Genomic DNA, 11,922 nt, shown 5'->3' on the forward strand with positions numbered 1-11,922 from the left:
GATTTATGGACTGGTTTGAATCAGAAAACTTCTGGACACAATTTGCACCAATTATGTTTGATGATGCCCGCTGGGCAGAAGCACCAACTGTAGCTCAATACGTAAAGGACATTGCAAAGCTCCGTGACGGGGATTCTGTCCTCGATGCAGGCTGCGGGCTTGGCCGCATTTCCGTTGAACTCGCCGCTCTCGAACTTGACGTAACTGGGGTAGATATAATCCAGAGCGAACTCGATGCCGCCCGCGAATCTGCCGAGGCAGAAGGTGTTCCGCTCAAACTTATCAATCATGATCTTAGAACCTTCCATGCTCCTAATCAGTTTGACTGTGCTGTAAATCTTTATACTTCGTTCGGTTATTGTGCTTCAGTTGAAGAAGATATGCAGATTCTTAAAAACATTGCAGATTCAGTAAAACCCGGCGGTACCTTCATTATGGAATGTACCAGCCGCGAAACTGCAGTTATGTACTGGACTCCAGGCGAAGAATTTGAGAGGGCAGGTTATAAGGTTGTAACACATTTTGAAGTTGTTGGTGCCTGGGAGGGGCTGAAGTCGCAGTGGACACTGTATCCTGCTGATACAGATCTCAGTAAATCACCGGCTTCAAAACCTGTTGTAGATCACTGTTTTGTACAGCGCCTATACCCGGCATCTTTCCTGCGAGACAAACTGATTGAATTCGGGTTTTCTGATACAAAAGTTTATGGAGATTTTGATAAGTCTCCATATAACGAGCATGCCAGAACAATGGTTTTAATTGGAATTAAGAAATAACGCAGTTCTTTCCTGAGTTCTTTGCTGTATAAAGTTTCTTGTCTACTTCCTGTAAAAGAACATCGTAGGTCATGTCTTCTGTACAGGTCATAAAACCGGCACTTACAGTAACAAAACGGTTTTCAGCAAGAATTATTTTTTGTCTGGTTTGTTTAAGGACATTCTGTACAAGTTTAAGAGCTTCTTCCTTGTTTTTCTTTGGAATCAAAAGAAGAAATTCTTCACCACCATAACGGCAGGCGGTTACACCATCTGTAATACATTCATTAAGAATATCTGCAAATCTTTTAAGTACTGTATCTCCAAAAGGATGGCCGTATTTATCATTTACATACTTGAAATCATCAATATCAAACATTGCAATATGCAGTTTACCTGTGTCCCCGAGGGTAAGAATTGCAAGTTTTAAGAAATTGTTGAAATACCGGCGGTTATAAAGCCCTGTTAATTCATCTGTATTTGCCTGACGTTCATAAAGCAAGGAAAGCTGTTCAATCTTATGACGGTCATGATAATTCTGTTTTGAAACAATAAAAGAAAATGCAAAAAGTACAAGGCTTGCAATCAGCATACTGCAAAGCTGATCTATAAAGGCATCATAATGTGACATTGGAATAAATGCCTGTGGTAAAATTTGATAAAGAACAAAAAGACCTGAATATTCCAGAAGAATTAAAATAAAAAGAATAATTCTGGTTTTTCCTCTGAGAGCAAGTGCAGTACAGACTACAGCTACGAGAAAATAAAAAGGCATTCCACCATGAAGTCCTGCATTTGCAAAGAACATCAGCGGAAAAAGAATCATAGCTGTAAGAGATATTGAAATAGTAGCAAAAAGCTTTGTTTTTTTAGTTTTAAATCCCCAGATTGAAAGGGCAAGAAGAAGCAGGGAAGAAATCAATGGAAGAAGTACAGCAATTGTCGGCAGACCAATCATATATGACTCTACAAAACCGATAATTTCACCAACCATTGCACAGAAAACCATTGCGTAGGTAATTCGTTTTTCGAGGGAGTACTTTGGCGAAAATATGGTATTGCGTATTGTCCTTAATGCTGAAAAAACTCGTTCCATTCAGTCTATTATATACTGTCTAAATGGGTATTACAAGTTTAAAAAAAGGTGGTCGAGACTGGCTCAACCACCTTTTTTGGTTTTTCAATTACAGACTAGTTAAAGAAACCCTTAGCTTTCAAAAGTTCAGCGTTAAGAATACCACCAAGAGCAGCACCACGTTTTGTATTGTGGCTCAATGCTACAAACTTGATGTCGAATACGTTACATGGGCGGAGACGTCCGATAACGCAAGCCATTCCCTTTTCAGTCTCGCGGTCGCGGCGTGGCTGTGGGCGGTTTTCTTCGTGGCGCACAACGATTGGATGTTCTGGAGCGCTAGGAAGTTTGAGTTCCTGTGGAACGGATGTATATGAAGTCCAGATCTTCTCGATTTCTTCCAGGCTAGGCTTTTTGTCTTCTGGAAGATCAAATTCAAGTGAAACACAAGCTGTGTGTCCGTCTACTACAGGTACACGTGTACATGTAGAAGAAACAAGAGGACCTGCTGCGTTTTCAATCTTTCCGTCCTTTACTGTTCCGAGAATCTTAAGACATTCTTTTTCTGTCTTTTCTTCCTCGCCTCCGATAAATGGAACGATGTTATCAATCATATCGAATGAAGAAACTCCTGGATATCCGGCACCAGAAGTAGCCTGAAGAGTTGTTACGATCATTCTCTTGATTGGGTATCCAGCCTGAATAAGAGCGTGGATTGGCATCATGTATGTCTGGAGAGAACAGTTAGGCTTTACAGCGATAAATCCCTTGTCCCATCCGTGGTGCTTTTTCTGATCAGCAATTACATCGAGGTGAGAGTAGTTGATTTCTGGAACGAGCATTGGAACATCCTCTGTCCAGCGGTTAGCAGATGCGTTAGAAACAACGGGGATTCCTTCAGCAGCGTAAGCAGCTTCAAGAGCCTTAATTTCATCTTTACCCATTTCGAGGGCAGAGAATACAAACTGACACTTTCCAAGTGCCTTCTTTTCGTCGTTAGCATCTTCTACGATGAGGTTAGCTACGGCAGCAGGAATATCTGCACCAATGAGCCAGCGGTTTTTTACAGCTTCTGAATATGGTTTACCAGCTGAACGTGGAGAAGCTGCAACGTATGTTACTTCAAACCATGGATGATTTTCCAGCAACTTAATATAGCGCTGACCAACCATTCCTGTTGCGCCAAGTACACCAACTTTTATCTTTTCACTCATAATATTACTCCTTTTTTAGGTTCTAGGTTTTAGGCTAGCAGGCGTTGCGGGCGACGTTTGAGCCCGCAGAGGGGGTAGTGAGCTACGAAGTGCGAACGAGGGGGAGACTTCCCCCTTAATCCCTGGCACCTATAACCTGGCACCTATAACCTTATAAATTACAGTCCTTAATTGCCTTCTCAATGATCTTCTTTGCATCATCGGTAACTTCTACCAATGGAAGTCTTACAGAACCAGCTGGCATACCCTTTACGTTCATTGCATATTTGATTGATGAAGGGTTACCGTCACAGAACTCTGCCTTGAAGAATGGAGCGAGTCTGTAGTTAATCTCGCGGGCCTTCTTAAGGTCTCCATCCAAAGCTGCAGCTGTCATTTCGTGCATCAAAGCTGGAATCATGTTTGAAGCTACAGAAATAATTCCGTCTCCACCACATGCAACTAAAGGAAGTGTCAAAGAATCGTCTCCGCTGAATACAGCAAAGTCAGGTTTCTTGTTCTTAATCTGACCAATAACTTCCATCATCTGAGCAACAGATCCGCTTGCTTCCTTTACACCAGCGATGTTAGGGAGCTCTGCAATACGTGCAAGCAAATCAGTTGGAATATTCAAACCTGTACGACCAGCAATGTTGTAAACGATGATTGGAATTCCAACCTTTGAAACTGCTGCAAAGTGCTGATAGATTCCTTCCTTTGATGGCTTGTTGTAATATGGAGTTACAACGAGAGCAGCATCTGCACCAGCTGCCTTTGCACGTTCACAATAAGCAACTGCATCCTTTGTATTGTTTGATCCGGCACCAAGAATGATTGGAATCTTTTTGCCTGTTTCTTTTTCAAAAGCGCGAACTTCTTCAAAAACAATCTGAATAATCTGATCTTCTTCGCTGCCTGGCTTTTCGTCGAGGGTAGGGGTTTCAGCGGTGGTTCCAAGTGGAACAAGACCGTCTATACCTTCCTGGAGCTGATGTTTGACATTTTTTCGGAAGCCCTCAAAATCAACTGAACCATCAGCCTTCATTGGTGTAATCAAAGCTGTAAAAGCGCCACGAAAAATACTCATAACATACCTCCTGAGTTTAATAGGGCCGCACGGCAGGCGGCCGGTGATAAATAGCAAACCGTTAAAAAAAATTACGAGAGCAATTTTTTAGGTTTACCTTCTTGAAAATATTTGGAGATATTTTAATGATTTTCGGTGAAATATTCAATATAATTGAAGAAATGAAGTTGAACTAAATATTTTTACTCTGCTTTAAGTTTACTTTATTCTCGTACATTCTCTCATCGCTGAGTGAAATTATTTTTTCGATGTCGTCACCAGGAGTGTAACTTGCATAACCACATGCAACCTGATACTCAGTTTTTTTAAGATTCTTCTGGAAAACAGAAACCAGATTTATAACTTCAGAAATGCTGCTCTTTCGGAAAATCGCCATAAACTCATCACCACCAGTGCGGTAAAGCTTTGCATATCTATTGAAGGTTTTAAACATTTCTGTGGTAACTGTAACAATTGCTTTATCACCGGCAGCGTGGCCCTGAGTATCATTAAACATCTTAAGATTATTCAAATCCATTGAGAGAATAATCAAAGGTTCCTTTTGCAGATGTTTAAGTTCCAGATAAAAACAGCGTCTGTTCAGGAAGTGAGTGAGAGTATCACGCTTGTAAGTCTGTGTAAGCAGGAAGAAGTAGTAAAATATAATAGAAGAAATCAGAACCTGAGAAAGTACAAAATCATACTTATAGCGGTTTTCCATAAGGGTTGCAGTAAACGCTGCAATCTCCATGATGATTACAATAATCGGTTCATATTTATTGTAATTAAAATTCTTAAGGGAATAATAAACTACCTGGAAGGCATAGAAAACGCAAACAATATGTGATAAGAATCCAAAAGGCCCTCGTACAAACTTATTTGCTTCATTAAAATCAAACATCAGCCCACGTGCAAACGGGAAAATGCTTGTGAGTGAAATGATTACACAGAAAATCAAAGGAATCGTAAAAAGTCTGTTTCTTTTGATTTTGTATCGTGCTGAAATTACTGATAAGCGGTAAAGAATCATAGGACGGAGTGCATAACCAACGCCAGCCGAAATGTATCGGTAAACGGTTGGATGATCCATGTGAGCTGAAATAAAACGCATGCTGTCAGAGGCGGTAAGAAGAATTGCTGCAGCACAGGCAAGTAAAAAGCTACGGTTCGTTGAATCAGAAAAACTGACATTTGTTTTAATAAAAGCTATGAGAACTAATACTGATACCAGAGGTGCAAATTCTGTTTGAATAAGCAGCCTGGCCGTTGAAAACGTAAACTCCATACCTTTTATCTATTATACACTATCTTCATTTTAACTACAAATTTTATTATAATGATGATTATGAAAAATAATGGTAATACTTTTGGAACAAATTTCTCTGTAACAACCTTTGGTGAAAGCCATGGAGTTGCTCTTGGCTGTATTATTGATGGCTGTCCTGCTGGAATTGAATTGTCGGCAGAGGTGATTCAGAAAGCATTGAACAGACGCCGTCCGGGTGTTTCTCCAGATGGAAAACTGAATGCTTCTGTTACAGCAAGAACTGAGGCTGATGCAGTAGAGATTCTTTCGGGAGTTTTTGAAGGCCGTACAACCGGTACCCCGATTGCGCTGGAGGTTCGCAATACTTCGCAGCATTCAAAAGATTACGGAAATCTGGATTTGACGTTCCGCCCCGGCCATGCTGACTATACTTATGATGTGAAATATGGCGGATGTCGGGATTATCGCGGCGGTGGACGCTCGAGCGGACGGGAAACTCTTGCGCGTGTTGCCGGTGGGGCAGTGGCTGCTCAGCTTCTGGCACAGCATGGAATTAAGATTACTGCATATACAATCCGCGCGGCTGGTATTTCAGCAGAAAAGCGCGACCTTTCACAGATAGAACAGAATGCTTTACGTGCTCCGGACAACGAAGCAGCAGAACGTATGAACGCTAAAATCGAAGAACTCCGAGCTGCCGGAGACAGTGCCGGTGGTATTATCGAATGTATCGTTCAGGGGTGTCCGGTTGGTCTTGGCGAGCCTGCTTTTGATAAACTGGATGCAAATCTTGCAAAGGCTATGCTTAGTATTGGCGCGGTTAAGGGCTTTGAAATTGGCGATGGTTTTGCAGCTGCTGATTCTTTCGGCAGCACAAACAATGACTGTATGCATGCCGAGAATGGTCATCCGGTTTTTGACTCGAACCACGCCGGCGGTGTTTTGGGCGGATTGAGTAGTGGGGCGGATATTATTTTCCGCGTTGCCGTAAAGCCTGTGCCGAGTATTTTTAAGCCGCAGCAGACGGTTCGCCGTGCCGGGGATTTTGGCGGGGACGGTAAAGCTCAATATGAAACAACCGAGCTCCAGATTAAGGGCCGTCACGACATCTGTCTGTGTCCACGCATTGTTCCTGTTGTAGAAGCTATGACAGCCCTTGTACTTGCAGACTTCCTTTTAAGAAATACACACTAGAGAGAGTATATGTCAGATAATAAAGATTCAAAACGCTTCCGTCTGTGGCATGCCTTAGTTGCTGCAGCAGCTTTACTTATTTTTTGTTTCTGTGTTTTTACAGCAAACCGTGCAATCTGTTTTAAAAAGACCGTTCAGCCAGTTGACCTATCTGCAGAGCAGGCTGAGTCTCTGTCGCAGTTTCTTATTGAAAATTATCCTTCAGAATATCAGGTTCTTAAAAAACTTCCATATAATATTGGAGAGCCTCAGCTGGACATCTGGGCTAAATCAGCTATCTTAATTGATGTTTCAAATGGAAATATTTTATATGAAAAAAATGCCGATGCAATCATTCCTCCTGCATCAATGACAAAACTTTTTTCTATGTATGTTGTAGAAGAAGAAATTGCCAGTGGACGTTTTTCTTATGATCAGGTAATTCCACTTCCTCCTGAAAGCTGGGCCTGCAATATGCCACCTCACAGTTCACTTATGTTTCTTGGAAAAGATCAGCGTGTAACTATGGAAGAACTTTTGCTTGGACTTTCAATCTGTTCCGGTAATGATGCGGCTTATGCTCTGGCTTATACTGTTTGCGGTTCAATGGAAGAATTTGTTGAACGTATGAATCTTGTAGCACAGGATCTTGGGCTTGAAAACACTCACTTTGTAGAAAGCTCTGGTTACAGTGAAAAAAATCAGACTACGGCGCGGGAAATGGCTGAATTTGCGGCAATTTATTTACGCCGTCATCCTCAGTCGCTGCATCGTTTTCACAGCGTTTTAGATTTTACTTATCCGAAAGCAAGAAATCTTGCTCCTGGTGATAAGCCTGCTGCACAGGATTTTTCTCAGGGGCTCCCTCAGAAAATCACAATGGCTATCACTCAGGATAATACAAATCCTCTTCTTGGAAAACTTGAAGGTTGTGACGGTTTAAAGACCGGTTATATAGATGAAAGCGGTTATAATCTTGCGCTCACAGCTGTGCGTGATGAAACCCGTTTTCTTTCTGTTACAATGGGTGGACCTGGAAAGAATACCCGCGAAGGTCAGGCTGGACGTGTGCATGATGGCACAGAGTTGATGGAATGGGCCTTCCGTAATTTTGCAGATTATTCTGTGGAACTTAAGGTTCATCCATATCTTGTACGAAGTTTTAATTCATCAGAAAAAATGCTGCGTCTGGTTCCTGTATATTCTGATTCAACCTTTACTGTTCCGTATGTAACAGAGACTTCTATGACTGAGAATATGAATTCAGTAAAAGTAGAAGTGAAGCTCCCGGATTTTTGCTGGGGTGAGGTAGTGCAGGGTAATCAATATGGTTCTATTGTGATTTCTGCAGGCGATTATATATTGAAAGAGATTCCGCTTCTTGCAGATAGAAATCTAAAAAAAGGAAACGTTTTACTCGCTGCGTCAGACTTGATTTTAAGCAGATATAAGATTAAAATTAAAGTTAATTAAAGTACGGTTGGTAACAATCGCACGCAGGAGATATTTATGTCATTAAAGAAAACATTTTCTAGTGATGGAAAAAAGTGTACAGTTGTATTTACAGTGAATCCAGAAGCTGCAGCCGGAGCAACAAAAGTGTTTCTCGCAGGCGATTTTAACAGTTGGGATCCTACTTCAATTCCTATGAAAAAAGATCCGACAGGTTCTTTTTCAGTAAAAAAGCAGCTCGAAACAAATAAAGAATATCAGTTCCGTTACTGCCTTGATGGAAACACATGGATTAACGACTGGAAAGCAGATAAATACATTCGCTCTGAGTTTGCAAGTGATGACAACTCTGTTGTAGATACAACAGTTCCAAAGGCTCCTAAGGTTTCTAAGAAGCCAACATCAAAAGCTGTAAACAAATCAGTTGATAAGAAGCCAGCTGCTAAAAAGCCGGCGGCTAAAAAAACAACAAAAAAATAATAAAAATAGGCATTAACCTGTTGACAATGTGAGTGTTAATCAGTATATTAATACTCACTTATTTATTCCCCGATTGTGTAATGGTAGCACTTCAGATTCTGGTTCTGACTGTGGGGGTTCGAATCCTCCTTGGGGAACTATAAAACTGAATCAGAAATGGTTCAGTTTTTTTTGTGTATTGTTCCTGCGGGAATAGCACATAGAGTTCAATTGGTTCCTTCGAATATCGGTTTAGTTCGCGGCCCTCTCAAGGCTGAAAGGCGGGTTCGATTCCCGCAGGAACCGTCTCATAAGTAAAAAGACTGCCGCTAATAACGGGCAGTCTTTTTTTTATATGTGCCTTTATTTCGATAATCCTAAAACGGCCCGCTGTTGCAGCCCGTTTTTTAACGGATTTTCGATTGTAGGCAGGTTCGATTCCCGCAGGAACCGTAAAAAAAAAGACTCGCATTTGCGAGTCTTTTTTTATTTAGCCTTAATCTTAATAGTAGTCTGCTGCTGTAGGATCAGAAATATAGTTAAGATTGTTCTCTCTGATGGTCTGTTTAATATTGTCTTCCGAAATCAAATTTAAGAGTTGCTTAAGCTGAGAACGGGTAAAATAGTATTTTACTATAGGAGATTCTCTTGTAGTTGCATCTCCAGCTCTTTCATAGTATTTATTTTTGAATTCATAATTACTGATGGTAAAATATGGTGAACCCTTTACAAATTCATAACCACAATATCCGTCTCCAATACCGTTGTTTGGAGTTGAGCTGCTGAGTGTACCCCAATTCAACTGATAACGGATTTTTCCGTAAGTTCTTTCTGTGTGACGTCCATTTCTCTGAAGTCTTTTATTTTCGAAATCAGAAAAATATGCTTCTGCATTCTTTGCAAGGATTGCACGGTTGTCTTTATCGAATTGAAGGTAATAATATGCTGCGGAATTGTAACTTCCAAAACCAGCCATAAGATTGTCATATCTGATTACTGTTGTGGCATTTTTTTCTTTCAGACCAGATATTTCTTTTGTGAATACAGTTGTTTCATCAAACTTTATAAACTCATCACTATTTCCAAAAGTAAAGAAGCTTTCTATGGCATTTTTTTTCTTTTTCATAGCAACTAATTCTTCTTCAGAATTATTTTCAGTTGTAGTTTGAACTTCTGTATTTTCAACAACAATCTCATCATTAGCAATATATGAATCTGACGCAGCTTGTACCTGTTTTGTTGTTCCGCAAGAAGTAAGAATTGAAGTAAAAGCAATCAAACAACCTGCGGTTAATAAAGTTTTTTTCATTTTGTGAACTCCATACATGTTTATTAATGTAATTTATATATAATAAACAGTTATATATTTTAAGATGTTACAAAACTATAATAAATTTACAGCATCTTGTTCAATAATCTTTATGTACTAAAGATCTTTATTTTTTTATAAAATCAAAAATAAACGTTTTCTTCTATATTACTTGTAAAAGATTCTTTTATTTGTTATAATCTGATTTTGGAGAAGTTTAAAATTGATAAAAAAAGTCTTTTTTTCCATTACATTATCATTTTTGCTATTATTGCCTGTAAATGCAATTGAATTAGTTTTTTCAGGTACACCAGAGCTGCTTTTTCCTTTTCTAACAGGAGGATTGGAAAAATATGATTCGCTTGGTTTTGGTGGTATGCTGGATACTGGTGTTGCTTTATGGGATACATTGAATGTTGGAACAACAGCAGGTTTTTACGCAGTTCCTAAAATGTCATCTTCAAAGCTTCGTGAATCAGAAGCAAAAAATGTTTTCTTTGTTCCTGTCGGCTTAAAGGTTGGTGTAACTCTTTATCCTTTTTCACGAATTTCTTTTTCTGCAGGTGTTTCTGGTGGACCGAGTCTGGCTCTTTCAGGCTCTGCGATTCATTATCAGCCGTGGTATAGGGCAGATGCATCTTTTGCATTCAGAATTAATCCGTCATTTTCTGTTGGTCTTTCTGCGTCCTGGATGGATATTCAGTATGACAGCTGGGTCAGAAATCCACTTTTACAAGGTGTATCTGGTGGAGTGTCTGTGACTTATCGATATGACACAAAAAAATCAACAGGTAGTGTAAGTGCAACTGCAGAATGTGACGACAGTGTTTTCCCTTTGATCGCTTCAATTTATAAAGAAAACAGTTTTGGTAATATTTATATTTCAAATGATGAAACTGCTGAAATCAGAAATGTACATGTATATATTCGTGCAGAGGGCTATACTGCTTCAGATATTGAGTGTGGCTCAATTTCAGTATTGCGCAAGCATAAGACAGAAGTTATCCCGCTGATTGCTGATTTTTCAAGTTCTATCTTGCAGTTTACAGAAAACGGACAGATTCCTGCTGAAGTAAAAATTGATTATGAACTTCTTGGTCAGAAAAGAACTGCTGTTTCTCAAATAATAATTCCAATTTATAACCGTAATCAGACAAGATGGGTGGACCCTGCTGTACTTGCAAGTTATGTTTCTGCTTCTTCTCCAGAAGTAATGGAGTTTTCAAAGTCTCTTGTTGGAGTTGCCCGCCGATATCTTCGTTCAGGTCTTAATCGTAATATGCAGTTTGCAATGTATCTTTTTGAAGGTATGCGTCAGGCTGGAATAAAATACGAGGAAGATTCTTCTTCACCTTATGATACTTATCATCTTAATCTTGAAACTCTTGATTATATCCAGTATCCATATCAGACAATGCTTTATAAAGCAGGTGATAAAGATGAGGTAGGAATTCTGTTGATTTCACTTCTTCAGTCAGTTGGTATTCAGACTGGTTTTATTGCAACTGCTGATGATTTTATTGTTCTTTTTAATACTGAGATTTCTGAAAATCATATAGATAACTTCTTTGATGGTTCGGATCGCGTTCTTGTTCTTGATGATGGTAATGTCTGGCTGCCTCTTTCAATGAAAGTATTCGGTGAAGGTTTTATAAACAGCTGGTACAAAGCCGTTGAAGAATTTATGGCTGTTACAGAAGCAGAAGAAGATTATTCTTATGTTGATATTTCTTCGGCATGGACTTATTATCCGCCGGCAAGTTTCTATAGTGGCGAAAATGTTGCTCTTAATACATCGGAAAAGAAAATATCAGAAATCGTAGAAACTGATATTTCTCGTTATATTACAGCAGAGTTTGGTCCTCAGATTGCAGCTGTACAAAACAGAATATTGCAGGAAGGCGCTTCGGCAACCCTTTATAATCAGCTTGGTTTGCTCTATGTTCGTGCCGGAATGTATTCCAGCGCAATTCCTGTTTATCAGCTTTCGGCAAAAATGGGATCAATCCCTGCTATGAATAATCTTGGTAACATTGCTTCTATGCAGAAAAATTATAAAGAGGCAATGTCTTGGTATCAGAAAGTACTTGAGCTTGATCCGGAGAATAAAACTGCTTTGTCTAACCTTAATCGAATCCAGAGTGAGCTGAAGAATGAATAAGAGAGAGTTTAA

At 39.7% G+C, this 11,922-nt stretch carries 10 protein-coding genes and 2 tRNA genes; 7 read left to right on the forward strand and 5 right to left on the reverse strand.

The window, feature by feature from the left end; all coding sequences use genetic code 11:
- Positions 1-5: 5 nt before the first annotated feature.
- Positions 6-776 (forward strand): class I SAM-dependent methyltransferase, encoded by a 771-nt coding sequence (locus AABJ44_RS04745; RefSeq protein WP_338370783.1) that lies wholly within the window; start codon positions 6-8, stop codon positions 774-776.
- Here AABJ44_RS04745 and AABJ44_RS04750 read toward each other — a convergent pair.
- From AABJ44_RS04750 to AABJ44_RS04765, 4 genes are all read right to left on the reverse strand, one after another.
- The gene (locus tag AABJ44_RS04750; protein WP_338370785.1) at positions 766-1,851 is read right to left on the reverse strand and encodes a GGDEF domain-containing protein; all 1,086 of its coding nucleotides are present in this window, start codon (positions 1,849-1,851) and stop codon (positions 766-768) included. The genes AABJ44_RS04745 and AABJ44_RS04750 overlap by 11 nt on opposite strands.
- Positions 1,852-1,946: 95 nt before the next feature.
- Positions 1,947-3,044: an aspartate-semialdehyde dehydrogenase gene (gene asd / locus AABJ44_RS04755; RefSeq protein ID WP_074642799.1), complete on the reverse strand. Its 1,098-nt coding sequence runs from the start codon at positions 3,042-3,044 to the stop codon at positions 1,947-1,949.
- A gap of 151 nt (positions 3,045-3,195) precedes the next feature.
- Positions 3,196-4,110, reverse strand: a complete 915-nt coding sequence (gene dapA / locus AABJ44_RS04760) for a 4-hydroxy-tetrahydrodipicolinate synthase (protein WP_074642796.1) — start codon at positions 4,108-4,110, stop codon at positions 3,196-3,198.
- A 172-nt stretch (positions 4,111-4,282) separates the two neighbouring features.
- Positions 4,283-5,374, reverse strand: a complete 1,092-nt coding sequence (locus tag AABJ44_RS04765) for a GGDEF domain-containing protein (RefSeq protein ID WP_338370786.1) — start codon at positions 5,372-5,374, stop codon at positions 4,283-4,285.
- Between the two features lie 60 nt (positions 5,375-5,434).
- Between AABJ44_RS04765 and aroC the strand changes: the two genes are divergently transcribed.
- The 5 genes from aroC (at position 5,435) to AABJ44_RS04790 (ending at position 8,746) form a co-directional block, all read left to right on the forward strand.
- The gene (gene aroC / locus AABJ44_RS04770; RefSeq protein WP_338370788.1) at positions 5,435-6,550 is read left to right on the forward strand and encodes a chorismate synthase; all 1,116 of its coding nucleotides are present in this window, start codon (positions 5,435-5,437) and stop codon (positions 6,548-6,550) included.
- A 9-nt stretch (positions 6,551-6,559) separates the two neighbouring features.
- Entirely contained in the window at positions 6,560-8,002 is a 1,443-nt protein-coding gene (locus tag AABJ44_RS04775) for a serine hydrolase (RefSeq protein ID WP_338370789.1), read from the forward strand.
- 36 nt (positions 8,003-8,038) lie between these two features.
- The gene (locus AABJ44_RS04780) at positions 8,039-8,461 is read left to right on the forward strand and encodes an isoamylase early set domain-containing protein (protein WP_338370790.1); all 423 of its coding nucleotides are present in this window, start codon (positions 8,039-8,041) and stop codon (positions 8,459-8,461) included.
- Positions 8,462-8,527: 66 nt separating this feature from the next.
- Positions 8,528-8,598: transfer RNA gene (locus tag AABJ44_RS04785), tRNA-Gln, on the forward strand.
- 75 nt (positions 8,599-8,673) lie between these two features.
- Positions 8,674-8,746 (forward strand) — tRNA-Glu (locus AABJ44_RS04790).
- Positions 8,747-8,942: 196 nt separating this feature from the next.
- Here AABJ44_RS04790 and AABJ44_RS04795 read toward each other — a convergent pair.
- On the reverse strand, positions 8,943-9,749 hold the full coding sequence (locus AABJ44_RS04795) for a hypothetical protein (protein ID WP_338370791.1): 807 nt from the start codon (positions 9,747-9,749) through the stop codon (positions 8,943-8,945).
- 343 nt (positions 9,750-10,092) lie between these two features.
- On the opposite strand from AABJ44_RS04795, the gene AABJ44_RS04800 reads away from it, so the two are divergent.
- A complete protein-coding gene (locus AABJ44_RS04800; protein WP_338370793.1) occupies positions 10,093-11,910 on the forward strand; it encodes a tetratricopeptide repeat protein in 1,818 nt (605 codons plus the stop codon).
- Positions 11,911-11,922 lie beyond the last annotated feature (12 nt).

Origin of the sequence: Treponema bryantii (assembly GCF_036492245.1) — a bacterium.
GTDB classification, from domain to species: Bacteria; Spirochaetota; Spirochaetia; order Treponematales; family Treponemataceae; genus Treponema_D; species Treponema_D bryantii_C.